Raw genomic sequence first — 24,278 nt, 5'->3', positions numbered from 1 at the left:
GTGTCTTCCGCGCCCGTTATGCAGACCTGTGACACGTGTCAATCCCCTCGCGCGCGAGAGGGTGCGACCCGCATCCTGCCGACATGACGGAATTGACAGGAAACGAAGCTCGCACCCGCGCCAAGGAACTCGTCGAAGACATCGACATCACGATGCTCACGACGCGCGATGACAGCGGCAACCTCGTGAGCCGCCCGATGAGCACGCGCCGAATGGACGAGAACGGCGACATCTGGTTCTTCACCGCCGAGCACACCAAGAAGGTGGACGAGGCCGAAGCAGATGACGAGGTCGGACTGTCGTACTGCGACCCGAAGGCCATGCGCTATGTGTCGGTCGCGGGTCGCGCTGGGGTCGTCCACGACGATGCACTCATGCGTGAGCTGTACTCACCGTCGCTGGAGGTGTGGTTCGAGGATGGGCTCGACACTCCCGGCATCACGCTCCTGCGGGTCACGCCCGTCGAGGTTGAGTTCTGGGAGCCCGGGCAGAACAGGCTCGCTCAGGCAGCGGGGATGCTGAAGGCGCTCGTCACGCGCGATACCCCGGATGACGACATCGTCCGGCACGCGAAGATCAGCTACTAAGACCTCTCACGCGGCGAGGCGAGCGATGGCATCGTCAAGCGTCATCGTTTCGCGCTCCCCCGTACGGCGATCCCAGAGCTCGACCTCGCCGGCAGCCGCTCCCCGTCCGACGACGAGGATGCGTGGCACGCCGACAAGTTCCGCGTCGCCGAACTTCACTCCCGGAGACACCTTCGGCCTGTCGTCGTAGACGACCTCGAGACCGGCAGCCTCGAGACGGACGCTGGCTTGCTCCGCAAGATCGAAGGCGACGGCATCCTTGCCCGCGGCGACGATGTGCACATCGAAGGGCGCCACAGCGCTCGGCCAGATGAGACCCTTCTCGTCGTTGCTGAGCTCTGCGATGATCGCGAGGATCCGCGTGACACCGATGCCGTAGGAGCCCATCGTGACCGTCACGAGCTTGCCATTCTCGTCGAGAACCTTCAGGCCCAGGGTCTCAGCGAAGAAGCGGCCGAGCTGGAAGACGTGACCGATCTCCATTCCGCGCGCGAGCTCGACCGGACCAGAGCCATCCGGTGCCGGGTCGCCAGGCAGAACGTTCGCCACCTCGACGAAGCCGTCGCCGCTGAAGTCCCTGCCCGCAACGAGCGAGTGGACGTGCTTCTGGTCGATGTTGGCGCCAGTGACCCAGGACGTACCGTCCACGACCCGCGGGTCGAGAAGATACCGGATGCCGGTCGCCGACTCTTCCCCGAGAATCGCCCCAGTCGGCGACCAGGGACCGATATAGCCCTTCACAAGGAGCGGGTTGTTCTCGAAATCATCGGCCGTCGCCGCCTGCACGGCGGCGGGGGCGAACGCCACCTCGGCGCGCTTGTCGTCGATGTCGCGATCTCCGGGAATGCCGACGACGACGATCTCTCGCGTGCCGTCGAGGTGGGTCAGCGCCAGCACCACGTTCTTGAGCGTGTGGGCTGCCGTCCACGTTGCGTCGTCATCCGTGGCAGGACCGGCGATACCGGGAGCCGGGGCAGCCTCGTTCGCGTTGAGGTGATCGACAAGCGTCGCGATCGTCGGGGTGTCGGGCGAATCGAAGATCACCGGCTCGGCAAGTCCGGCGAGCGGGAGCGGCGCAGGGACAACCGTCGTGAACGCCTCGACATTGGCGGCGTATCCCCCGGCGCTACGCACGAAGGTGTCTTCCCCGACGGGGGTCGGATGCAGGAACTCCTCGCTCCGAGCGCCACCCATGAGCCCGTTGTCGGCGTTGACGATGACGTACTCGAGCCCGAGTCGCTGGAAAATCCGCTCGTACGCGTCACGCTGGGCCTGGTACGACGCATCGAGCCCGGCATCCGTGTAGTCGAACGAGTAGGCATCCTTCATCGTGAACTCACGCCCGCGCAGAAGCCCTGCGCGGGGCCGAGCCTCGTCGCGGTACTTGTCCTGGATCTGGTAGATCGCCAGCGGGAGGTCCTTGTACGACGAGTAGAGGTCCTTCACCAGGAGCGTGAACATCTCCTCATGGGTCGGCGCGAGAAGGTAGTCGGCGCCCTTGCGGTCCTGGAGGCGAAAGATACCGTCGCCGTAAGACTCCCAGCGCCCTGACAACTCGTAGGGCTCACGGGGCAGCAGCGCCGGGAAATGCACTTCGTAGGCTCCCGCAGCCGCCATCTCGTCGCGGATGATCTGCTCGAGCTTTGCCTTCACGCGCAGGCCGAGCGGCAGCCAGGCGAAGATGCCGGGAGCCTGGCGCCGGATGTAGCCGGCGCGCACCAGGAGCTTGTGGCTGGTGACCTCGGCATCGGCGGGGTCTTCGCGAAGCGTGCGGAGGAAGTAGTGCGACAGACGAGTTACCACGAGCGTCAAGTCTAGGCCGCGGCGCCGCACCAGCGCGGCGAGCCGTGCGCTGGACCCGTCCGAGCCTCACGCATCGGTGGGAGGGATCTCGAGCAGGTCCGCGGTGGCATGCTCGAGCCCGTCAGCACGCGCCCAGCGCAGTTCGGCTTGGCCCTGGTCCAGCCGCGCCCGCAGCTCGGACCACCCGGATGCCGACTCCCACCGCATCTGCAGCCATCCGTCGTCGTCGAGCCGGGACTGGAACACCCCGTCGAAACCGGGGGCGTCGGAGCGGAATCGGCACAGATCCAACAGAGCTGCAACGACAGGCCGCTCGAGGTCGCGCTCCAGGTCGGCGTCGCTGTAGTGGTGACGGTTGATGTCGCGACCGACCCCCGTGCGTTCGAGTAGATCCATGTCGTTGGTTCCGGCGAGGGCACCTACGTAATAGATCTGATGGATGCCGGGCACGAACAACTGCACCGCACGAGCTGCCAGGTACGCCCGATCGTCGCGCCGCATCGCGTCGTAGAAAGTGCTGTTGACCTGATAGATGTCGAGGTTCGAGGCCGCAGCGCCCGTTGCCGCCCGGCTTTGTCCGCCCGTGGCGTCGTGGATCGCTTCGACCAATGCGCCGAGCTGGCCGGCATCCAAGAGCCCGGGCTCCCCCGTCGCGGGGTCGGGACCGACGTCGACGATGCCGATGCCGTCGTGGGTGTCGAGAACGGTCACGGCGTTCTCGGGTCGTTCAGCGATCCAGCGCGCCAGCGGCGCGTGATCTCCTGTCGCGGCAGCGAACAGCACCAGGGGCGGAAGTGCGAAGTCGTACACACGGTCGACGCGCTGGGCGATCTCGATCTGGCGTCGGTAGAACGAGTGGACCTCGACGAGGACCTCAAGCCCACGCTCGTGCGCCAGCGCGGTCAGCTCATCGATGAAAGCAAAGGTCTCGGGCGTCATGAACGACGAGGTGCCCGGCGTCTTCACCGCATAGCCGACGGCGTCCAGGCGAATCATCCGTGTGCCGGCATCCCGCAGGGCATCCAGGATTGAGATGAGGTACGCGGAACCGGCAGCACTGCGCACATCGATATCGACCTGCGCAGCGGTGAAGGTGGTCCACACCAGCCGCGTCGACTCGCCCCACGGGTACGGGGTGAACGGGAGCCCGGGTCGGGGGCGATAGATCCGCAGCAGATCGGCTTCTGTCGCGCCCTCCGGAAACACGGTGCCCATCGTCAGGAACATCTGGGCGTACGGCGACTGGTCACCGTTCTGGATGACGTCGCGGAACTGCGGCGAGCGGGCAGACACGTGATTGACGATGACATCCACCATGACATCGAGGTCGTCAGAGAGGGCGCGGACGTCGTCCCACGTGCCCAGCCGAGGGTCGACTGTCGTGTGATCATCGGGGTCGAATCCGGCGTCGGCGCCGTCGAAGGGCGTGAAGAAAGGAAGGATGTGGACGCCGCCGAAGGCTCCCGCGAATCGATCGCGTAGGACCTCACCGAGCGCGGGAATCGTCCCTCCCAGGCGGTCGGCATATGCGATGAGCTGGATCGGATGGGTCATGAGCAGCACTCCGGGGGCGTCTGCGGCTCGGTCTTGACGACCTCTTCCGCGTTGCTAAATCGTGTCAGCATATTCTACCGACCTGCCCCACGTACCGTGAAGGCATGTCGACCGTGCCAATGACCGGCTTCGAACCGTTCGCTGGCGACCAGTCGAACCCGTCAGGCGACGCGGTAGTTCGATTGGCCGCAGCGTGGACCGGGCCGGCGCGACTGGTCACGGCGATACTTCCTGTCGACTTCACCCGGGCGAGCGCGCTGCTGATCGAGCTGGTCGCCGCCAACCGCCCCGACGTCGTCATTGCCACGGGCCTGGCCGGCGGTCGCGATGCCATCACTCCGGAGCGCATCGCCGTGAATCTGCGCGATGCCCGCATTCCCGATAACGCGGGACACCAACCCGTCGACACCCCCAGCATCCCCGGGGCGCCCCTTGCGTACACATCCTCGCTCCCTGTCAAGGCGATCGCCCACGACATCGCAGCCAACGGCATCCCTGCGTCCGTGTCCTTGTCGGCTGGCTCGTTCGTCTGCAACGACGTCTTCTTCACGCTTGCTCATTTGAGCGCGAACACACCGGGACTGCGGGCTGGCTTCATCCATGTGCCGTGGGACGCCGAGAGCGCACCACCAGGCGCCGCCTCGCTCCCCCGGGCCGACATCACGCGCGCGCTCGAGATCGCCGTGAGGACGACGCTCACGCACACCAGCGATCTCGACATCCCCGGCGGACACCTGGCCTGAGCCGGGCCGGGTCGAACTTGACAAGTCCTGCTCGAGTCACCTGCAATATATTGCATGCCGGTCCCCTCGACAGCGGGCACCCACCGCCCCCTCCTGCGTGACGAGGTACAGGCACGGCTGCGCGCGGCCATCGTGGACGGCACCCTCGCGCCGGGCGAACAGGTCCGCGACGGCGATATCGCTCACTGGCTGGGGGTCAGCCGCACCCCCGTGCGCGAAGCGCTGCTCGAACTGGCAGGCGCCGGATTGGTGCACACGACCCCGGGGCGAGCGACGATCATCTCGCCGATCGAGCCGCGAGCGATTCGCGACGCCCGCGACGTTGTAGCAGCCATGCACCGATTGGCCGCTCTGGGCGCGGTACCTCGCCTGGACCGGGAAGCGATTGAACGGATGCGAGCGGCCAACCGCCTTTTCAGCGCTGCGGTCGGCCGGGGCGACATCGACGGAGCAATCGCCGCAGATGAGCTCTTTCACGGCATTCTCGTCGAGATCGCGGACAGCGACGCCGTGCGAACGGTCCTGCGCCTCTACGAACCGGTCCTGCTCCGTGCCGAGCGGGCACAGTTCTCGTCGGAGCGCGCCGAGCTCTCGACGCTGCGACACGAGCAGCTCATCGCACGATGTGCGCGCGGCGATGCTGCCGGAGCCGCCGAGATCGCCGAATCGATCTGGACCCATCTCGTCACCGAGTCCGACTCCACTGCCCCACCCCGCACACCCCCGCCACCGCAGAAAACGAGACAGCCCCCGCATGAAGCTTCATGAGTTCCCCCGCCACCCGCTCACTTTCGGGCCGAGCCCGGTCCACCACCTCGCACGCCTGAGCGGGCACCTCGGCGGCGCACAGATCTGGGCGAAGCGCGAAGACGTCTCGAGCGGTCTTGCGTACGGCGGCAACAAGGTCCGAAAGCTCGAGTACATCGTCCCGGACGTCCTCGCATCTGGAGCAGACACCCTCGTATCCATCGGCGGCTACCAGTCCAACCACACGCGACAGGTCGCCGCCGTTGCTGCCCATCTCGGGCTGAAGGCCCGGCTCGTGCAAGAGAAGTGGGTGCCGTGGGAGGACCCGACCAACGATAAGGTCGGCAACATCCTGCTCTCCCGGATGATGGGAGCAGACTCCCGCCTCGACGACGCGGGGTTCGACATCGGTATCCGCGACTCGTGGAAGAGCGCGCTACAGGAAGTCGAGGACGCCGGAGGCGTTCCGTATCCGATTCCCGCGGGAGCCTCGGAGCACCCCCTGGGGGGCCTCGGGTTCGCCAACTGGGCTTTCGAGGTCGCTGAGCAGGAGAAGCATCTCGGAGTCTTCTTCGACACGATCATCGTGTGCACCGTGACCGGGTCGACCCACGCCGGCATGATCGCTGGCTTCGCGGCGCTCGAGGAGCTGACCGGAGTGAGCCGCCGGGTCATCGGGATCGACGCGTCAGCGACGCTCGAGAAGACGCGCGACCAGGTAGCCCGCATCGCGCGCAACACCGCGAGCCTCATCGAACTGGGTCGCGACCTCCGAGACGACGAGATCCAAGTGCTCGAAGGATGGGCTGGCGATCTGTACGGCATCCCGGTCGAATCGACGATGGCGGCCATGGCGCTCGGCGCCCAGCTCGAGGCCATGATCACCGACCCCGTCTACGAAGGAAAGTCGCTGGCGGGGCTCATCGACCTGGTACGCAGCCGCGACATTCCACAAGACTCGACTGTGCTGTACGCCCATCTCGGCGGGCAGCCCGCCATCAACGCCTACTGGCGCCTATGGGACTGAGCTGCCCGAGCGCAAGGGGATAGCGTCGTGCAGACACGTGTGGCAGGTTAGGCAGACGACCAGGCCACACCCGCCGACATCCGGAACCACGGGAGGAACAGATGACCGCCGCGGAACCGACGACCAATACCGTTTCCATCCCGATCCTGACGCAGGAGCCGTTCCCCGATACTCCCGGAAGCGCGGAGCCCGAATGGTTCAAGACGGCCGTCTTCTACGAGGTCCTGGTTCGATCTTTCAAGGACAGTGACGGCGACGGAACCGGAGACTTTCGGGGCCTCATCGACAAGCTCGACTACCTGGAGTGGCTCGGGGTCGACTGCCTGTGGCTTCCGCCTTTCTTCCCCTCCCCGCTGCGCGACGGCGGCTACGACGTTGCCGACTACACCGGCATCCAGCCGGGCCTGGGAACGACCGAAGACTTCCAGGCGTTCCTCAATGCCGCGCACGAGCGGGGCATGCGGGTCATCATCGACTTCGTGATGAACCACACCAGCGACGAGCATCCGTGGTTCCAAGAGAGCCGCCGCGACCCGAACGGACCCTACGGCGACTTCTACGTGTGGAGCGACACCGACGAGCTCTACGAGGATGCCCGCATCATCTTCGTCGACACCGAGCCGAGCAACTGGACGTGGGATCCGGTGCGGCAGCAGTACTTCTGGCACCGGTTCTTCTCGCACCAGCCCGATCTGAACTTCGACAACCCGCGCGTCCACGACGCGGTGCTGGACGCAATGCGGTTCTGGCTCGATATGGGACTCGATGGGTTCCGTTTGGATGCCGTCCCGTATCTCTATGAGCGGCCCGGCACCAACGGCGAGAACCTCCCCGAGACACACGAGTTCCTGAAGAAGGTGCGCCGCATCGTCGATCGCGAGTACCCGGGGCGCGTGCTCCTGGCAGAGGCGAACCAGTGGCCTGCCGATGTCGTCGACTACTTCGGAAACCCGGAGGTCGGCGGCGACGAGTGCCACATGTGCTTCCACTTCCCGGTCATGCCGCGCATCTTCATGGCAGTGCGCCGCGAGTCCCGCTATCCGATCAGCGACATCCTCGCCGAAACTCCCCCGATCCCCGCCGGATGCCAGTGGGGAATCTTCCTGCGCAACCACGACGAGTTGACCCTCGAGATGGTCACCGATGAGGACCGCGACTACATGTGGAACGAGTACGCGCAGGATCCGCGCATGAAGGCGAACATCGGCATCCGTCGCCGCCTCGCGCCGCTCCTGGACAACGACATCGATCGGATCGAACTATTCACTGCGCTGCTTCTCTCCCTGCCCGGCGCACCGGTGCTGTACTACGGCGACGAGATCGGCATGGGCGACAACATCTGGCTTGGTGACCGCGACGGCGTGCGCACGCCGATGCAGTGGACCTCGGACCGCAACGCCGGGTTCTCCACCGCCAACCCGGGCAAGCTCGCCCTGCCCATCGTGCAGGACCCGGTGCACGGCTACCTCGCGGTGAACGTGGAAGCGCAGCAGGAGAATCGATCGTCGCTGCTGCAGTGGACGCGGCAGATGATCCAGGCCCGCAAGCGCCATCCCGCGTTCGGACTCGGCAGCTTCAACGACCTGGGCGGGTCGAACCCCTCTGTGCTGTCCTACACCCGGGAGCACACCAACGACGACGGCACCGTAGATGTCATCATCTGCGTCAACAATCTGTCGCAGTTCCCGCAGCCGGTCGAACTCGACCTCCGTCGCTTCGAAGGCCTCGTGCCGGTCGAGCTCGTCGGCGGCGTTCCGTTCCCCCGGATCGGTGAGCTGCCCTACCTGCTTACCCTCGGCGGTCACGGGTTCTTCTGGTTCCAGCTGCACGCACCGGCCGACGATGCCGAGGAGGTGGGGCTGCTGTGACCGCTCCCGACGCCGCTCTCCTGGAGAGCTATCTGGTACGGACCCGCTGGTTCGGGGGCAAGGGGCGCCCGTTCGAGGTCGACGAGGTGCGCACGATCGCCGAGGTTCCCGCCCAGCATCGCAGACCGTCCCTCACCGTCTACCTCATCACAGTCACCTACGGCGACGAGGATGCCGGCAGTGAGCTGTATCAGGTGCCCCTCAGCGGGTACCCCGACATCGAGGAGCGGATCAGCCACGCCTATGTCGGCGCGATCGAGGCCGACGGCGACCCCGTGCACCTCTACGACGCCATCCACGACCGCGAGGCGATGCGCATCTGGTTGGACGGCTTCATCTCCGCAGAATCGGCGGGAACCGCTCAGATCGACCGGCTCCGCTTCCACCGGATGCCCGGCGGCGACCCTCTCGATGACACGCTTGTGTCCTCTCCGATGACCGGTGAGCAGTCGAACTCATCGGCGCGGTTCGATGACACCGCAATCATGAAGCTTTTCCGCAAGGTGAGCCCCGGCATCAATCCCGACATCGAAATCCACGAGGAACTCACCCGCGGCGGTTCCGAGTACATCGCGCAGCTGTACGGCTGGGTGGAGATCGAGGTCGACGGGCAGTTACTGCAGACGGCGATGCTGCAGGAGTTCCTGGCCACAGCGACCGACGGATTCGAACTGGCCATCGCGAGTGTTCGAACGCTGCTCGCCGATCCGAAGCAGCGCGTGGAGGACTCTGGCGGTGACTTTGCCGGCGAGGCCGCGCGTCTGGGCGAAGCCCTCGCGCAGGTTCACGCCCTGATGCGGGATCGCTTTCCCGCCGGGACGCGCGGTGGCGACACTGCCGCCGACCTCGCCCGAGCGATGCGCGGGCGACTCGACGAAGCTCGCAGGTCGGTTCCCGGGCTCGAGGCTCACGTCCCGCAACTGCATCGCCTCTACGACGCGGTCGCGGCGCTCGACGGTCTCGAGGTCCAGCGTGTGCACGGCGATCTTCATCTCGGTCAGACGCTGCGCACCTCGCACGGGTGGCGCATCGTTGATTTCGAGGGCGAACCGGGCAGGCCCTTTACCCTACGCTCTCTTCCGGACTCGCCCTGGCGGGATGTTGCCGGAATGCTCCGCTCGTTCGACTACGCGGCCGCCATGATCGAGATGTCCTGGGCGACGGATGCCGACACCGACGACGGACAGGCCCTGCGGGCAGAGCGCGCACGAGAGTGGTCGGCCCGAGCTCGCGAACACTTCGTCGCGGCATACGTCGCTGCTGCGGCATCCGATGATGTTCCGGTCGACGACGCGGGCGCCGAGCTCACCGGCGCTCACGGCGTGCTGCTTGACGCCTATGTCGCCGACAAAGCGGTCTACGAAGTCATGTACGAGATCCGCAACCGGCCCACCTGGGTCTCGATCCCGCTTGAGGCACTGGAACGGGTCGCGGGTTCGTAGCGCGCGGACTAGCTCGTAACGACCTGCGCAGTGCCGAGCGGCGCGTCCGGCCCCATCTCGTCGGCGAGCCGGTTGGCTTCCTCGATGAGGGTGGCAACGATCTCTGATTCCGGCACGGTCTTGATGACCTCACCCTTGACGAAGATCTGACCCTTGCCGTTACCCGAGGCAACGCCGAGGTCGGCGTCCCGGGCCTCGCCGGGCCCGTTCACGACACAGCCCATGACCGCGACGCGCAGCGGCACCGTCATGTCCTTGAGTCCCTCGGTGACGTTGTCCGCGAGGGAGTACACGTCGACCTGCGCGCGCCCGCACGACGGGCACGACACGATCTCGAGCTTTCGCTCACGCAGGTTCAGCGACTGCAGGATCTGGTGCCCGACCTTCACCTCTTCGGCGGGCGGAGCTGACAGCGAGACGCGGATGGTGTCGCCGATCCCCTCGCCGAGCAGGATGCCGAAGGCTGTGGCCGACTTGATCGTGCCCTGGAAGGCGGGTCCCGCCTCGGTAACACCGAGGTGGAGCGGCCAGTCACCGCGCTCGGCCAGCAGCCGGTAAGCCTTCACCATCACGACGGGGTCGTTGTGCTTGACCGAGATTTTGAAGTCGTGGAAGTCGTGTTCCTCGAACAGCGAAGCCTCCCAGACAGCGCTCTCCATGAGCGCCTCGGGGGTCGCCTTGCCGTACTTCTCGAGCAGGCGCCGGTCCAGAGAACCCGCGTTGACGCCGATCCGCAGCGACACCCCAGCCGCCTGCGCAGCCTTCGCGATCGCTCCGACCTGGTCGTCGAACTTTCGGATGTTGCCGGGATTCACGCGAACCGCCGCGCAACCGGCGTCGATCGCCTGAAAGACGTACTTGGGCTGGAAATGGATGTCTGCGATCACCGGGATCTGACTCTTGGCCGCGATGATGTGCAGCACGTCGGCGTCATCCTGGGACGGCACTGCCACCCGCACGATCTCACACCCGGATGCCGTGAGCTCGGCGATCTGCTGCAGAGTCGCGTTGATGTTGGTCGTCGGCGTCGTCGTCATCGATTGGACACTGACGGGGGCATCTCCGCCCACCAGAACCTTGCCCACCTTGATCTGACGGCTCTTGCGGCGCGGAGCGAGGGTTTCGGGGACCTTCGGCATTCCGATGTTCACAGCTGGCACGGGACCAGCCTACGCATTCCGGCTGGGTGGCAGGCCGACCTCGCCCTGGTAGGTCGGCGTTACTGCAGTCGACGCATCTCGTCTTGAATCTTGCTCTCGGTGAGGCCACCACGCGAGGGCCCGTAGGCGCGGATACCAGCAAAGGCCACACCGATGGCGATGCCGGCGATGGGCCACACGGGCCAGAAGCCACCCATTCCGGTGAGCGCCCAGATCAGCACGAAGAACGCAGAGAGCACAACCCAGGTGGCCAGGCTGTACCAGAAACCTTGCTTAGCACGCAGGCTCGCGACAGCGCGCTGGCGCAGGTCGTCAGAGCCGGTGGGATCTTGAGAGTCCGTCATGCCCAGAATCTAGTGCCCGCGACAACACCGCACTAGAGCGCGCGGCTGTCTTTGGCGCCATTGTGGTAGTTTCGGCGCATGTTCGCGAGCACCGCATGGTGGCCCACCGTCTGAGGCGGTGTGCTCGTTGATCCTGAGACCGCCCCCGGGGCGGTCTTCTTTGTGAGGGTGGCCGCCCCACGACGAAAGACCGATCCATGACCGGGACTCCCCTTCCCCCGCTTGCCGGGCTCGCCACCAGCGACCTGCCGTTCGCCATCCTCGCCCGCGACGCCGTCACCGTCGAAGTGCTCACCGGCGACGTCGTCGATGTCGAGCTGTTGCGCGACATCCCCCTGCTGGCAGCTGATGGGACGCCCCGCGAGGTTCTCGCACTCGTGCCGTTCCGACAGGTCCGCGAACGCGGGTTCGCCTGCCACGATGACGATGCCCCGCTGCGGTGTCTGGTGATCACCGAGCGTGCCACCTATCCGCGCGATGAGGCGCTGGCCATCCTCCCTCACGACGACATTCCGCTCCGAAACGCCGGGTTCGACATCGACGACGAGGCGTATGCCGATATCGTGCGTCGGGTCATCGCCGATGAGATCGGTCGCGGCGAGGGCGCCAACTTCGTCATCCGTCGCGATTTCACGGCCGACGTCGACGCTGACCCACGGGTCGCGGCGCTCGCCTGGTTCCGGGCTCTGCTGGAGCATGAGCGCGGCGCCTATTGGACCTTCGCGGTGGTGACCGACGGCCATGTCGCGGTCGGGGCGAGTCCCGAAGCGCACGTCAGCGCCGAGGGCGGCATCGTCACGATGAATCCGATCTCGGGAACCTTCCGGCATCCCGAGGGAGGGGCGAGCGTCGACAACCTCAGCGAATTCCTGCGCTCCACCAAGGAGACCGAAGAGCTGTTCATGGTCGTCGACGAAGAGCTCAAGATGATGAGCGCCGTATGCACGGACGGCGGGCGCATCACCGGCCCGCACCTGAAAGAGATGTCGCGCCTCACACACACCGAGTACATGCTGCGCGGGTCGAGCAGGCTTGACCCGCGCGACATCCTGCGCGAGACCATGTTCGCACCGACGGTCACGGGCTCTCCCATGCAGAACGCGTGCACCGTGATCACCCGGCACGAGACGACTCCACGCGGCTACTACTCGGGGGTCGCCGCACTGTTCACGCCGCGTACCGACGCCGCGAAGGCTCCGGGAGCTGACGCCGTTACCCACGACCTCGACGCCCCGATCCTCATCCGCACCGCCTATATCGAGGATGGACGCCTGCGAGTGCCCGTCGGCGCCACGCTCGTGCGCCACTCCGACCCGTATGGCGAGGTCAGCGAGACGCACGGCAAGGCAGCCGGAGTGCTGGGGGCGATCGGAGCGATCCCGCGCGATGCCCAGCCTGCCGTCGTAACTCTCGACGAGGACGCTCCGACTGCTGCGCCGCTGCGGTTGGCTGATGATCCGACGATCGGGGCCCTCCTGGAGTCCAGGAACGCGAGGCTCGCGCCGTTCTGGCTGAACCCGCAGGAACCGGTGGGGTCAGGGCCGTTCGCGGGGCGCCGGGCGCTGGTGGTCGACGCCGAAGACCGCTTCACGACGATGCTCGCGCACCAGTTGAGCCACCTTGGCCTCGATGTTGCGATCGTGCCGTGGGATGCCGTCACCGATGACGCGGTAGACGCTGCGGAGCTGCTCGTGTCGGGGCCCGGGCCCGGCGACCCGCTGGATCCCGCGTCACCACGGATGGCGAGGCTGCGGGAGATCATCGCGCGGCGCCGCGCAGCATCCGCACCGCTGCTCGCGGTGTGTCTCAGCCATCAGATCCTCGCGAGCGAACTGGGCCTCGAACTCGCTCCGCTCGCGCAGCCTCACCAGGGCTTGCAGCTGACGGTCGATGTTTTCGGGCAGCCCGCTTCGATCGGCTTCTACAACACCTTCACGGCGCGCTGCGCTCCGGGGACGACAATTGCCGGTGTGGAGATCGCGGCGGATCAGGCAACGGGCGATGTCTACGCGCTGCGGGGCACCGGATTCGCCTCCGTGCAGGGCCATCTGGAATCGATCCTCTCGCGCGATGGCATGTCGACGCTGCGCCAGCTCATCGAGTGGGCACTCGACCCCGCCTGACATTCGCGGCTGGCGCCCGGCGCGACTCTCTCAGCCGAAGAGCGAGATGGGGTTCACGAGGTCAGCGATGATCAGGATCCCAGTCATCGCAATCAGGGCTATGACCACAACGAAGGTCAGAGGCACGAGTTTGGTCGCATCGATCGGAGCGGGTTCGGCGCGTCCGCGAATGCGCGCCCACCAGCTGCGGATGCCGCCCCACAGCGCGACGGCGATGTGACCCCCGTCCAGCGGGAGCAACGGAATGAGGTTGAACACGAACAGCGCGATGTTCAGTGACGCCAGGAGCGAGAGGATGACCGCGACGCGATTGACGACCGGGGCATCGGTTGCTGCCACTTCACCCGCGATCGCGCCGGCACCGACGATACTGAGCGGCCCGTTCGGATCGCGCTCGGCGCCGGTCACGAGGGACGCCGCCGTCTCGTAGACCTTCACGGGAAGCTGCACGATGATCCCGGCCACTGCTCCGACGTTCTCGACCGCGGCGACGGGGCCTGACCAGATCGGCTGACGCACGTATTCGACAGTCCCCGTGACACCGATGACGCCGACCTGGGTGTCGGCTGTCTGACCGTCCTCGTCGACCACCTGACGGGTCACGGTGTCGGGGGTCACCGACAGCGAGAGGGTCTGGCCACCGCGGTCGACCACGATCGGCACACTTTCCCCGGGCACGCCCTGGATCAGGGCAGCTGCCGCGGCAAAGTCCGAGACCTCGTGCCCGTCGACCGACACGATGACATCGCCGGACTGGATGCCTGCTGCGGCAGCCGGTGAGGGCGGATCGCCAGCCTGACACTGCTGGCCAGCCTCGGCGGGAACACACGTGCTCACCGTTGCAACGGTGTTCGTCACGGTCTGCACACCGATGCCGCTGAGCACGACGGTCATGAGGAAGATCGCGAACACGAGGTTCATGAGCGGCCCGCCGAGCATGATGATGACGCGCTTGTACACCGGCAGCCGATAGAAGACACGGTCATCGTCTGCACCGTCGAGCGTCTCGTCGTTCGCCGCGCGGGCATCCTGCACCATCGTCGCGAAGAAGCCGCCGCCTGCGCGACCCGAAACTGCGCCGCCTTCGGCTGCCGCAGCGCGTGCGGTCGGCGAAGGTGGGTACATGCCGGCCATGGAGATGTAGCCGCCGAGCGGAATCGCTTTCACGCCGTATTCGGTCTCGCCCCGGCGGCGGGACCAGAGCGTTGGCCCGAAACCCACCATGTACTGACCGACCCGCACCCCGAACCGCTTCGCGGGAACGAGGTGGCCAATCTCGTGCAGCGCGATCGAGATCGCCAGGCCCACCACGAGCACGACGACACCGACGATGAAGGCGACCACATCCACGCCGCCACGCTATCGGCTCTGCCTTTGAGTCAGCCCAGTGCGCGGGTGAGAAGATGGAGGCGCCATGACGACAGATCCCGCGAACCTGCCGCCCGTGCTCCGGCCGCAGAACCCGCCCGCGCACCGCCTCGCGGACCTCGCGGCGCACCTCGGAGCCTCGATCGAGCGGCGCGGAGGCGACGACGAAGCTCAGGGCGCGGAGACCGACGCGTCGGCATCCGTCACCGGCCTCACTCTCGCGACCGCCGACCTCCGCCCCGGCGATCTGTTCGTCGCCGTCCAGGGCGCAACCCGCCACGGCGCGGAGTTCGCGGGCGATGCGGCAGTGCGAGGAGCTGTCGCCGTCGTCACGGATGCCGCGGGTCGCGAACGTGCTCTGGGAAGCGGCCTGCCGACGATCGTCGTTCCCGACCCGCGCGGGATCCTCGGTGCCCTGTCGGCCTGGGTGTATTCGACCGGGCCTGAGGACACGCTTCCGATCCTGTTCGGGACGACCGGCACGAACGGTAAGACGAGCGTGTCGCATCTGCTCGAGGGCATCCTCACCCAGCTCGGCGTCACCTCGGGGCTTTCATCGACAGCCGAGCGCCACATCGCCGGCGATGTCATCGTCTCCCGCCTCACGACTCCCGAGGCCTACGAAATGCACGCCCTCCTCGCCCTCATGCGCGAACGCGGCGTCGAGGCCGTCGCCATCGAAGTCAGCGCCCAGGCCCTCAGCCGCCAGCGGGTCGACGGCATCGTGTTCGACGTGGCCGGGTTCACCAACCTCTCGCACGACCACCTCGACGACTACGCCGACATGGCTGAGTACTTCCAGGCGAAGGTGCCGCTGTTTCGCCCCGACCGCTCGCGCCGAGCCGTGATCTGCCTCGACTCCGCGTTCGGTGCCGACGTCGTCGCAGCCTGCGAGGTACCGTACGTCACGATCGGCACCCCGGCGATCGCCGCCGATCCGGATGCCGCAGCAGCGGCTGACTGGACGGTCGAGATCCTCGACGAACAGCCCGACGGCACACGATTCCGCCTCTCGGGGCCCGAGGGGCGTTCGCTGTCGACCACGGTCCCCGTGATCGGCCGCCACATGGCAGCAAACGCAGCCCAGGCGATCGTGATGATCTTCGAGGGAGGGTACGACTGGGCCCGCCTAACCCAGACCCTCGACGAAGGAGTCATCCGCGCCCACCTGCCCGGGCGAACCGAGCTCGTGTCAGGGCCGTCAGGACCCGCCATCTACGTCGATTTCGGCCACTCCCCCGACGCCTTCGAGAAGACACTCGCCGCCGTCCGGCGCGTCACACCGGGGCGGGTCCTCATGCTCTTCGGCGCCGACGGCGATCGCGACAAGAGCAAACGCCACGACATGGGCCGCACCGCGGTCGAGGGCAGCGACATCCTGGTCATCACCGACCACCACCCGAGGTTCGAGGACCCCGATTCGATTCGGGCGACCTTGCTCGAGGGGGCTCGGCGAGCGCGACCGGATGCCGAGATCTACGAGTACTCGCCCCCCGAGCGAGCGATCGTCGAGGCCGTGGCACTGGTTGGAGATGGCGACGCGATCCTGTGGGCAGGACCCGGCCACCAGGACTACCGCGACATCCGCGGCGTGCGGACCCCCTATTCGGCCCGGGAGCTGTCGCGCCGAGCCCTGCGGGAGGCCGGCTGGCCGGTTCCCGAGCCTCGCTGGCCGGTTCCCTACCCCGACTGATCCCAGGTCCGCGCGAGGCAGAAAGCGTGGACTCGGGTGTTGTGGTCTGACCACAAACATCCGTGTGGTCAGACCACATGGATGCAGTGTTTCGTGCATCTTTCGGACGTGCCTGAGACGCGGGTCTAGCGTCGGTGTCAGAAGCACTCCCGCGGCGGCGTAACCCGTCGCCGAGACGAGTGACCGACACTTCGACACCCACGAAGGAGATGCGTCACCATGAGCACCGTCACCCCCATCCCCGTCGACCAGGCAGACGCGATCCCCGCAGCCTGGGACGGATTCGTCGCCGGCCCCTGGCAGGATGCCATCGACGTCCGCGACTTCATTCAGCGCAACTACACGCCCTACAGCGGTGATGCCTCGTTCCTGACGGGCGCTACTGAGCGCACGCACCGGGTCTGGCAGACCCTCACGGCGATGTTCCCCGCGGAGCGTGAGCGTGGCGTCTACGACGTCGACGCCACGACGCCCTCGACCATCACCTCGCACGCGCCGGGCTACATCACCCGCGACGACGAACTGATCGTCGGCCTACAGACCGACGCCCCGCTCAAGCGAGCCATCATGCCCAACGGTGGATGGCGGATGGTCAAGGGTGCCCTCGAGACCTATGGCTACGACGTGCCGGCGGATCTGGAGAAGATCTTCACGACCTACCGCAAGACCCATAACGACGGCGTGTTCGACGTCTACCCGCCCGCCGTGCGCCGAGCCCGCAGCAGCCACCTCATCACGGGGCTTCCGGACGCGTACGGCCGCGGTCGCATCATCGGCGACTACCGCCGGGTCGCGCTGTACGGCACCGACGCACTGATCGACGCCAAGAAGGCCGAACACGCCGAGCTCGACATGCACTTCTCGACCGAGGACATCATCCGGAGCCGCGAAGAGAATGCCGAGCAGATCCGCGCGCTGCAGGAGCTGACCCGGATGGCAGCGACGTACGGATACGACATCGCGCGTCCCGCCGCGAACGCCCGCGAAGCGTTGCAATGGCTCTACTTCGCCTACCTCGGTGCGGTGAAGGAGCAAAACGGCGCAGCGATGAGCTTCGGCCGCAACACCGGGTTCCTGGATGTCTACATCCAGCGCGACCTGGAGGCCGGCGTCCTCGACGAAACGGGAGCGCAGGAACTCATCGATGACCTCGTCATCAAGCTTCGGATCGTGCGGTTCTTGCGCACGCCCGAGTACGACGCCCTGTTCTCCGGCGACCCGACATGGGTGACCGAGTCGCTGGGGGGCACGGGCGTTGACGGGCGGACTCAGGTCACCAAGACTGCGTTCCGATTCCTGCAGACGCTGTACAACCTCGGTCCGGCTCCGGAGCCCAACCTGACGGTGCTGTGGTCCAACGACCTCCCCCGCGGGTTCAAGGAGTTCTGCGCGAAGGTCTCGATCGACACGTCCTCCATCCAGTACGAGTCGGACGCCCTCATCCGGGGCCTGTGCGGAGACGATGCGGCGATCGCCTGCTGCGTCTCACCGATGAGCGTCGGCAAGCAGATGCAGTTCTTCGGTGCCCGGGTGAACCTCGCCAAGACCCTCCTCTACGCCATCAACGGTGGACGCGACGAGGTCACCGGCAAGCAGGTTGCCCCCGTCCTGCCGGCCGTCGTCGGCGACGTCCTCGACTACGACGACGTGCGCGGCAAGTTCCGCACGATGATGGAGTGGCTTGCCGCGACCTACGTGGATGCACTCAACTGCATCCACTACATGCACGACAAGTACGCGTACGAGCGCCTCGAGATGGCCCTGCACGACCGGGAGGTCCTTCGGACGATGGCCTGCGGCATCGCGGGATTGTCGGTGGCTGCGGACTCCCTGTCGGCGATCAAGTTCGCTCGGGTTTCTCCGGTTCGCGATGAGACGGGCCTCGTCGTCGACTACGTCGTGGAGGGCGAGTTCCCCACCTACGGCAACGACGACGACCGTGTCGATGACATCGCGCGGGAGCTCGTGACCGAGTTCATGGAGATGCTGCGTTCGCACCCGACGTACCGGAATGCCGTGCACACGCAGTCCGTGCTGACGATCACCTCGAACGTCGTCTACGGCAAGGCCACCGGCAACACCCCCGACGGCCGCCGCGCGGGGGCCCCCTTCGCGCCAGGCGCGAACCCGATGAACGGACGCGACACGCACGGGATGCTCGCAGCTACCCTGTCGGTCGCCAAGATCCCCTTCGACCAGGCCCAGGACGGCATCTCGCTGACCACGACGGTCGTTCCCGCGGGACTCGGCCGCACCGAGGACGAGCGGGTCGCAAACCTCGTCGGGCTCCTGGATGCCCAGATGGCTGCGGGTGGTTACCACCTGAACGTCAACGTGCTCACGCGGGAAACGCTCGAAGATGCGATGGAGAACCCGGAGAACTACCCCCAGTTGACCATCCGGGTCTCGGGTTACGCGGTCAACTTCGTCCGGCTCACCCGCGAGCAGCAGCTCGACGTGATCAGCCGCACCTTCCACACGGGGGTGTGACATGGCCGCCGTCGCGCTCCCGCAGCCGACGGTCCACGCGGGCCGCCTCGAGACGCACCACGCGCGTCTGGAGGCGGCCCGCGCCGGCGAGATGGGAAGCGTCCACTCCTGGGAGCTTGTCACCGCCGTCGACGGGCCGGGTACCCGGATGACGCTGTTCCTCTCCGGCTGCCCGCTGCGCTGCCAGTACTGCCAGAACCCCGACACGTGGCTCCAGAAGGATGGAACGCCCACGACGCTCGCCGAGATCGTCACCCGCATCCGCCGTTACGCTGGCGTCTTCCGGGCCACCGGCGGCGGGCTGACGATCTCAGGTGGCGAGCCGCTGCAGCAGTCCGCCTTCGTTGCCCGAATCCTCCACGAGGCGGCAGCAGAAGGCATCCACACCGCCATCGACACCTCGGGCTACCTGGGTCGCAACGCGTCTGACGCGATGCTCGACGATGTCAGCCTCGTGCTGCTGGACGTGAAATCCGGCATCCCCGAGACGTACCGCACGGTCACCGGACGCGAACTGCAACCGACCATCGACTTCGGTGACCGCCTCGCCGCCCGGGGAATCCCCACGTGGATCCGCTTCGTTCTCGTGCCAGGCCTCACGGATGCCGAAGACAACGTCGACGCCGTCGCCGAGATCGTCACGCGGTGGCCGAACGTGGAGCGGGTCGAGGTTCTCCCGTTCCACCAGATGGGCGCCTCGAAGTGGGACCGCCTGGGGCGCGCCTACAGCCTCGCCGAGACCCGGGCCCCCGAGCCGGAGCTGATCGAACGCGTGCGCCAGCAGTTCCGGGCGCGGGGCCTCACGACCTACTGACCGCCCCGCACGAGTTCAGCCGCCGCGCGGCGGGCCCACGCCTCGGCGTCAGCAAGGCTCTCTCGGGTGAGCGATGACGGGGCGTCATGAGCCTCGACGACCCGCTCGACGGTATCGAGGATGCCAAGGAACCCGATGCGACCGTCGTGGAAAGCATCCACCGCGACCTCGTTGGCAGCGTTGAACACCGCCGGATACGTTCCGCCCGCGCGCCCCACTCGCTTTGCCAACGCGACGGCGGGAAAGGCTGTCTCGTCCAGCGGCTCGAAGCTCCAGGTGGTCGCGGTGCTCCAGTCGATGGGGACGCCGACTCCGGCAATGCGATGCGGCCAGTCCAGGCCGAGCGAGATCGGGAGGCGCATATCGGGCGGGGATGCCTGGGCGATGGTGGAGCCATCACTGAACTCCACCATCGAGTGGACAACCGACTGTGGATGCACCACCACGTCGATCTGCGCGTAGGGCACGTCGAACAGCAGGTGCGCCTCGATCACCTCGAGGCCCTTGTTGACCAGGGTCGCCGAGTTCGTCGTGACGACCCGACCCATGTTCCAGGTCGGATGCGCCAGCGCTTCGGCGGGCTTCACCGACTCCAGCGCTTCGCGGGAGCGGCCACGGAACGGGCCCCCTGACGCAGTCAGCACCAAGCGGCGGACCTCCGCTCGTTCGCCGGAACGCAGGGCCTGGGCAAGTGCAGAGTGCTCGGAATCGACCGGCACGATCTGGCCCGGTTGTGAGAGCGCTGTCACCAGTTCTCCACCGACGATGAGAGATTCCTTGTTCGCAAGGGCGAGCGTTCGCCCTTGCTCGAGAGCTGCGATGGTTGGCCCGAGGCCGACCGAGCCCGTGATGCCATTGAGGACGACGTCAGCCTCGACATCCCGGACCAGCTGCTCTGCCTCATGGATGCCGACAGCCGTGCTCTCGACACCGAACTCGCGGGCCTGCGCCTCAAGCACGTCGCGCTGACTCCCGGTGGCAAGGCCCACGATCTCGAACCGGTGCCGGTTGCCCCGAATGACGTCGAGGGCCTGTGTGCCGATCGACCCACTGGAACCGAGAATGATGACGCGGCGCATGCGCTCAGCCTATCGAGGGCCTCACGCTGCGCCGCGTCAGGGCGGTGCTCAGCCGGCTGCGGGCTCGGTGGAGATGATCTGCACGACGAAGACGAGAGTTTCGCCGGCCAGCGCGTTGGTGTTGGTCACTGATGCTTCGCCGTATCCGCACAGGGGCGACATCGACACGAGGACCGTCGAGCCGACCTTCTGCCCTTCGAGGGCGCGCTGGAAGCCGGACACGACCTGCGTGGTCTGGAAGGTCGCGGGCGAACCCTTCTCCCAACTGGAGTCGAAGACGGTGCCATCGCTCCATTTCACGCCGGTGTAGTTGACCGTGACGCTGTCACCGGGCTCGACGACGGCGCCGTCACCTTCGGTGAGAACGTCGACGACGACGCCGCTGGGCGGGTCTGATGCCGGGATCGCGATGGCGGGGGCACCGCTCTCGTCGAAGGCGACGGTGGGCATGGCAGCGTCCGCGTCCACGACCTGGCACCACTGATCAGCCGGAGTCACATCGAGCACATCGAGGACGTAGACCTGCGCTGCGGTTTCACCCTGACCAGGCACTGCCAGAACGATGCGGGATCCCGCCGTTGCGCATCCGAAGAACTCATCGATACCCGTGCCGGCTTCCACCGGAATCGGCGCGAGCGGCGCGGCCTCGTCATACCCCGCGGAATCCACCTGCGCTCCCGTGTCACCGTCGAAGACGGTGAGGGCGTACGAGACATACGCACCGTCTGTCAGCGCAGTTCCGTCGCCGGTGATGGCGACAGTCCGCTGCAGCGCATCAACGGCGATGGGCGTCGAGAAAGAGGCGGTGGGGACCTGTCCGAACTCGCCCTCGACGGTGACAGATTCGGAGACGGGGCCGGAGTCGGCCGCTGCCGCGCAGAGTCCACCGTTGTTCACGGATGTCGCAGTCGGGTCGCTTTCGGCAGCCGATGTACAGCCAGCCAGAAGTAGTGCCGCGGTCGCGGCGACGGTCAGGGCAAGAAGGGAGCGTGAGCGCACAATGGTCCTCTGCTGTGGGCGGATTCTCCATCCTTTCGCACAATTCCTCTGTCTCTGCTGGGAATCGCATTGCCCCTGCCATTCCGAACAGGGAATGAAACCGGCGGTAGCCTCGACGGGTGACCGTCGACCCCACCGCCCCCGCAGCCGAGGAGCTCCTCAGCGACGGCACCCGGATCCACCGCATGGGGGTCACGTATGTGCTCGGGCGCATGGTGATCGCGCCGCTTGCACGTCTGATCTATCGACCGCGAGTCGAAGGCAAGCATCTCGTACCGCGAAGCGGGCCCGTCATCTTCGCGAGCAACCATCTCTCGTTCATCGACTCGATCGCCATCCCGGTCGCGGCACCGCGTCGGGTTCACTTCCTCGCGAAGTCCAGCTACTTCGAAGGTTCGGGTCTTTCGGGATGGGCATCGCGACAGTTCTTCACGTCGATCGGAGCGATTCCGGTTCGTCGTGGCGCAGGTCAAGCCGCCCTCGACGCCCTGGATCAGCAGCGTGCGCTCCTCGAGGCGGGGAGCGCCGTCGCCCTGTATCCGGAGGGCACACGTTCTGTCGACGGTCGCCTCTACAAAGGGCGCACGGGGGTAGCCTTCCTTGCACTCCAGACCGGCGCACCCGTCGTTCCCGTGGGCCTTATCGGCACGGACAAGGTCATGCCGAAGGGTGCGACGCTGCCCTCCCCGAGGCATCGCATCACTGTCAAATTCGGTCAGCCGTTGGACCTGTCCCACCACGGCGACTCCTCATCGGGTCGCGCCCGCCGCGGGGCAACCGATGAGATCATGGCCGCGATCCACGCCCTGTCCGGGCAGGAACTCGCTGGCGCCTACAACGAAGTCCAGCCGCAGTCGCCCATCGAACGCATCAAGCAGGCGCTCCCCCACGAGCGCCGCTGACCGGCGCGTTCAGGCCTCGAGCCCTGCGACGAGTGTCGTGGGGCGATGGTTGACCGGAAAGTTCACCGAGTTCGCGATGAAACACCACTGGTTGGCCTGGTGGTGGGCAGCCTCGGCGGCGGACCGCATCGACTCGTCAGCCACCGTCACAACGGGGTGCAGCGTCACCTCACGGAAACTGCCACCGCCGCGACCGTCCTCCACCATGACGCCGGTCGCGGTGTCCCGATACGCGACCACCACCACCCCGGCCTGAACGGCAGCGTGCAAGTAAGACAGCAGGTGGCACTCGCTCAGGGCAGCAACCAGGAGATCCTCCGGGTTCCACCGCGAAGCATCCCCACGAAACGGCTTGTCGCTGGAGGCCAGAAGCTCCGGCTTCCCCTCGATCTGCAACGTGACGTCCCGGGCATAGTCGCGGTAGCCAGCGGTACCGACACCGCGGTTGCCGGTCCATTCGGCCCGAACGGTGTACTCGTGTTCACCCAGCATGGGCCCAGTCTGGCATCGCTGTGCGCACTGATGCCCCGGATAGGCTGTGGGAGTGCCTGAGACCCTCCCTGTTACCGCTGCCGTCGAGCTCGCGCGGGTGGAACGAGGCGGATTCGTTGAGTCGCGCCATGCCGGGGCGGCGATCGTCCTGAACCCCGATGGTCAGGTCATCGAGAGGCTTGGTGACACCGATGCGCCCATCCTTCCGCGGTCGTCTCTGAAGCCGATCCAGGCACTGGCATGTCTCGCGGCGGGGGCACAGCTCAAAGATGAGACGCTGGCGCTCGCGACCGCCAGCCACGCGGGAACCGACCGGCACGTCGCCGTCGTCCGCGACATCCTCGACGCCGCCGGGCTGGACGAGCGGAGCCTCCAGTGCCCGCCTGCCTGGCCGTCCGATACGACCACACGAGATGCGCTTGTGCGCGCCGGAGGAGAGCCCGAGCGACTCCGCATGAATTGTTCGGGAAAGCACGCTGCGATGCTGGCGGCGTGCGTCGCGCAGGGGTGGGACATCGCCACGTACCTCGACTCGGAGCATCCGCTGCAGGTTCAGATTCGGGAGCTCGTCGAGCGGCTGACCGGAGAGCGCGTGCAGGCATCCGTTGTCGATGGATGCGGCGCTCCCGTCTTCGCCCTCTCCCTGTCTGGCCTGGCCAAGGCAGCACACCGCATCGGAAGTTCCTCCGAACGCTCCCCCTTCGCTCTGCACCGCAACGCGGCAGCACTTGTTGCGGCAGTGCGCCAGCATCCCTGGACGATCGACGGTCCCGGCCGGGCCGACACGATCGCGATCGAACAGACCGGGGTCTTTGCCAAGGGCGGCGCCGAAGGTGTGATGATCATGGTCGCGCCGGACGGGACCACCGCAGCCCTCAAGATGCTCGATGGCTCGGCCCGGGCCACATCCATTGTCGCGCTGCGTCTTCTGGAGCGAGCTGGTGCACTGAGCGCCGCAGACGTTTCGCGAGCTCGGGACGAGCTGCCTCTGCGGGTCCGCGGCGGCGAGCGCGACGTCGGGGTCATCTGCCCCGCGTTCTGAC

Annotated in this window: 20 protein-coding genes; 12 read left to right on the top strand and 8 right to left on the bottom strand. The window is 66.7% G+C overall.

Annotated elements, in window-relative coordinates; genetic code table 11:
* Positions 1 to 83: 83 nt before the first annotated feature.
* Positions 84 to 587 carry a pyridoxamine 5'-phosphate oxidase family protein gene (locus BGO47_RS11285; protein ID WP_292711979.1) on the top strand — a complete coding sequence of 168 codons (504 nt, stop codon included), beginning with the start codon at positions 84 to 86 and terminating at the stop codon, positions 585 to 587.
* A gap of 6 nt (positions 588 to 593) precedes the next feature.
* On the opposite strand, the gene BGO47_RS11280 is transcribed toward BGO47_RS11285, so the two are convergent.
* Positions 594 to 2,390 (bottom strand): proline--tRNA ligase, encoded by a 1,797-nt coding sequence (locus BGO47_RS11280; protein ID WP_292711978.1) that lies wholly within the window; start codon positions 2,388 to 2,390, stop codon positions 594 to 596.
* A gap of 66 nt (positions 2,391 to 2,456) precedes the next feature.
* Positions 2,457 to 3,944, bottom strand: coding sequence for a sucrose phosphorylase (gene gtfA / locus BGO47_RS11275; RefSeq protein ID WP_292711977.1), 1,488 nt, complete (start codon positions 3,942 to 3,944; stop codon positions 2,457 to 2,459).
* Between the two features lie 104 nt (positions 3,945 to 4,048).
* Here gtfA and BGO47_RS11270 point away from each other — a divergent pair, with 104 nt between their 5' ends.
* The 5 genes from BGO47_RS11270 to BGO47_RS11250 all read left to right on the top strand — a co-directional run bounded on the left by BGO47_RS11270 (position 4,049) and on the right by BGO47_RS11250 (position 9,771).
* Positions 4,049 to 4,687: a pyroglutamyl-peptidase I gene (locus BGO47_RS11270; RefSeq protein ID WP_292711976.1), complete on the top strand. Its 639-nt coding sequence runs from the start codon at positions 4,049 to 4,051 to the stop codon at positions 4,685 to 4,687.
* A gap of 54 nt (positions 4,688 to 4,741) precedes the next feature.
* Positions 4,742 to 5,455, top strand: a complete 714-nt coding sequence (locus BGO47_RS11265; RefSeq protein ID WP_292711974.1) for a GntR family transcriptional regulator — start codon at positions 4,742 to 4,744, stop codon at positions 5,453 to 5,455.
* Complete coding sequence (locus BGO47_RS11260; RefSeq protein ID WP_292711972.1) at positions 5,442 to 6,461, top strand: 1-aminocyclopropane-1-carboxylate deaminase; 1,020 nt, start codon at positions 5,442 to 5,444, stop codon at positions 6,459 to 6,461. The genes BGO47_RS11265 and BGO47_RS11260 overlap by 14 nt, the downstream gene beginning before the upstream one ends.
* A 101-nt stretch (positions 6,462 to 6,562) precedes the next feature.
* On the top strand, positions 6,563 to 8,329 hold the full coding sequence (gene treS / locus BGO47_RS11255) for a maltose alpha-D-glucosyltransferase (protein ID WP_292711970.1): 1,767 nt from the start codon (positions 6,563 to 6,565) through the stop codon (positions 8,327 to 8,329).
* Entirely contained in the window at positions 8,326 to 9,771 is a 1,446-nt protein-coding gene (locus BGO47_RS11250) for a phosphotransferase (protein ID WP_292711968.1), read from the top strand. The genes treS and BGO47_RS11250 overlap by 4 nt, the downstream gene beginning before the upstream one ends.
* An 8-nt stretch (positions 9,772 to 9,779) precedes the next feature.
* On the opposite strand, the gene ispG is transcribed toward BGO47_RS11250, so the two are convergent.
* Complete coding sequence (gene ispG, locus BGO47_RS11245) at positions 9,780 to 10,910, bottom strand: flavodoxin-dependent (E)-4-hydroxy-3-methylbut-2-enyl-diphosphate synthase (protein ID WP_292712156.1); 1,131 nt, start codon at positions 10,908 to 10,910, stop codon at positions 9,780 to 9,782.
* 80 nt (positions 10,911 to 10,990) lie between these two features.
* Positions 10,991 to 11,275: a 2TM domain-containing protein gene (locus BGO47_RS11240; RefSeq protein WP_292711966.1), complete on the bottom strand. Its 285-nt coding sequence runs from the start codon at positions 11,273 to 11,275 to the stop codon at positions 10,991 to 10,993.
* A gap of 197 nt (positions 11,276 to 11,472) precedes the next feature.
* Between BGO47_RS11240 and BGO47_RS11235 the strand changes: the two genes are divergently transcribed.
* Positions 11,473 to 13,398 carry a chorismate-binding protein gene (locus BGO47_RS11235; RefSeq protein ID WP_292711964.1) on the top strand — a complete coding sequence of 642 codons (1,926 nt, stop codon included), beginning with the start codon at positions 11,473 to 11,475 and terminating at the stop codon, positions 13,396 to 13,398.
* A 30-nt stretch (positions 13,399 to 13,428) separates the two neighbouring features.
* Here BGO47_RS11235 and BGO47_RS11230 read toward each other — a convergent pair whose 3' ends face one another.
* Positions 13,429 to 14,748 carry a M50 family metallopeptidase gene (locus BGO47_RS11230; protein WP_292711963.1) on the bottom strand — a complete coding sequence of 440 codons (1,320 nt, stop codon included), beginning with the start codon at positions 14,746 to 14,748 and terminating at the stop codon, positions 13,429 to 13,431.
* A gap of 64 nt (positions 14,749 to 14,812) precedes the next feature.
* Between BGO47_RS11230 and BGO47_RS11225 the strand changes: the two genes are divergently transcribed.
* From BGO47_RS11225 to pflA, 3 genes are all read left to right on the top strand, one after another.
* Positions 14,813 to 16,459 carry a UDP-N-acetylmuramoyl-L-alanyl-D-glutamate--2,6-diaminopimelate ligase gene (locus BGO47_RS11225; protein ID WP_292711961.1) on the top strand — a complete coding sequence of 549 codons (1,647 nt, stop codon included), beginning with the start codon at positions 14,813 to 14,815 and terminating at the stop codon, positions 16,457 to 16,459.
* 219 nt (positions 16,460 to 16,678) lie between these two features.
* Positions 16,679 to 18,949, top strand: coding sequence for a formate C-acetyltransferase (gene pflB, locus BGO47_RS11220; RefSeq protein WP_292711959.1), 2,271 nt, complete (start codon positions 16,679 to 16,681; stop codon positions 18,947 to 18,949).
* Position 18,950: 1 nt separating this feature from the next.
* On the top strand, positions 18,951 to 19,763 hold the full coding sequence (gene pflA, locus BGO47_RS11215) for a pyruvate formate-lyase-activating protein (RefSeq protein ID WP_292711957.1): 813 nt from the start codon (positions 18,951 to 18,953) through the stop codon (positions 19,761 to 19,763).
* On the opposite strand, the gene dxr is transcribed toward pflA, so the two are convergent.
* Complete coding sequence (gene dxr / locus BGO47_RS11210; protein ID WP_292711955.1) at positions 19,757 to 20,842, bottom strand: 1-deoxy-D-xylulose-5-phosphate reductoisomerase; 1,086 nt, start codon at positions 20,840 to 20,842, stop codon at positions 19,757 to 19,759. The genes pflA and dxr overlap by 7 nt on opposite strands.
* A gap of 48 nt (positions 20,843 to 20,890) precedes the next feature.
* Complete coding sequence (locus BGO47_RS11205) at positions 20,891 to 21,841, bottom strand: FKBP-type peptidyl-prolyl cis-trans isomerase (protein ID WP_292711953.1); 951 nt, start codon at positions 21,839 to 21,841, stop codon at positions 20,891 to 20,893.
* Between the two features lie 185 nt (positions 21,842 to 22,026).
* Between BGO47_RS11205 and BGO47_RS11200 the strand changes: the two genes are divergently transcribed.
* Positions 22,027 to 22,743, top strand: a complete 717-nt coding sequence (locus tag BGO47_RS11200; RefSeq protein ID WP_292712154.1) for a lysophospholipid acyltransferase family protein — start codon at positions 22,027 to 22,029, stop codon at positions 22,741 to 22,743.
* A 9-nt stretch (positions 22,744 to 22,752) separates the two neighbouring features.
* On the opposite strand, the gene BGO47_RS11195 is transcribed toward BGO47_RS11200, so the two are convergent.
* Positions 22,753 to 23,235, bottom strand: coding sequence for an OsmC family protein (locus BGO47_RS11195; protein ID WP_292711951.1), 483 nt, complete (start codon positions 23,233 to 23,235; stop codon positions 22,753 to 22,755).
* A 52-nt stretch (positions 23,236 to 23,287) separates the two neighbouring features.
* Here BGO47_RS11195 and BGO47_RS11190 point away from each other — a divergent pair, with 52 nt between their 5' ends.
* Positions 23,288 to 24,277, top strand: a complete 990-nt coding sequence (locus tag BGO47_RS11190) for an asparaginase (RefSeq protein ID WP_292711949.1) — start codon at positions 23,288 to 23,290, stop codon at positions 24,275 to 24,277.
* The last annotated feature ends 1 nt before the right edge of the window (position 24,278 follow it).

The sequence above is a fragment of the Microbacterium sp. 67-17 genome, from assembly GCF_001898325.1.
Lineage (GTDB): Bacteria > Actinomycetota > Actinomycetes > Actinomycetales > Microbacteriaceae > Microbacterium > Microbacterium schleiferi.
This window is presented reverse-complemented; position numbering and strand designations above follow the sequence as displayed.

Excerpts from the sequence above, each read along its gene's own strand:
- BGO47_RS11285 (WP_292711979.1), top strand. The coding sequence starts at position 84 with ATGACGGAATTGACAGGAAACGAAGCTCGCACCCGCGCCAAGGAACTC.
- gtfA (WP_292711977.1), bottom strand. The coding sequence starts at position 3,944 with ATGACCCATCCGATCCAGCTCATCGCATATGCCGACCGCCTGGGAGGG.
- BGO47_RS11270 (WP_292711976.1), top strand. The coding sequence starts at position 4,049 with ATGTCGACCGTGCCAATGACCGGCTTCGAACCGTTCGCTGGCGACCAG.
- BGO47_RS11265 (WP_292711974.1), top strand. The coding sequence starts at position 4,742 with ATGCCGGTCCCCTCGACAGCGGGCACCCACCGCCCCCTCCTGCGTGAC.
- BGO47_RS11260 (WP_292711972.1), top strand. The coding sequence starts at position 5,442 with ATGAAGCTTCATGAGTTCCCCCGCCACCCGCTCACTTTCGGGCCGAGC.
- treS (WP_292711970.1), top strand. The coding sequence starts at position 6,563 with ATGACCGCCGCGGAACCGACGACCAATACCGTTTCCATCCCGATCCTG.
- ispG (WP_292712156.1), bottom strand. The coding sequence starts at position 10,910 with ATGCCGAAGGTCCCCGAAACCCTCGCTCCGCGCCGCAAGAGCCGTCAG.
- BGO47_RS11240 (WP_292711966.1), bottom strand. The coding sequence starts at position 11,275 with ATGACGGACTCTCAAGATCCCACCGGCTCTGACGACCTGCGCCAGCGC.
- BGO47_RS11235 (WP_292711964.1), top strand. The coding sequence starts at position 11,473 with ATGACCGGGACTCCCCTTCCCCCGCTTGCCGGGCTCGCCACCAGCGAC.
- BGO47_RS11225 (WP_292711961.1), top strand. The coding sequence starts at position 14,813 with ATGACGACAGATCCCGCGAACCTGCCGCCCGTGCTCCGGCCGCAGAAC.
- pflB (WP_292711959.1), top strand. The coding sequence starts at position 16,679 with ATGAGCACCGTCACCCCCATCCCCGTCGACCAGGCAGACGCGATCCCC.
- pflA (WP_292711957.1), top strand. The coding sequence starts at position 18,951 with ATGGCCGCCGTCGCGCTCCCGCAGCCGACGGTCCACGCGGGCCGCCTC.
- dxr (WP_292711955.1), bottom strand. The coding sequence starts at position 20,842 with ATGCGCCGCGTCATCATTCTCGGTTCCAGTGGGTCGATCGGCACACAG.
- BGO47_RS11200 (WP_292712154.1), top strand. The coding sequence starts at position 22,027 with ATGGGGGTCACGTATGTGCTCGGGCGCATGGTGATCGCGCCGCTTGCA.
- BGO47_RS11195 (WP_292711951.1), bottom strand. The coding sequence starts at position 23,235 with ATGCTGGGTGAACACGAGTACACCGTTCGGGCCGAATGGACCGGCAAC.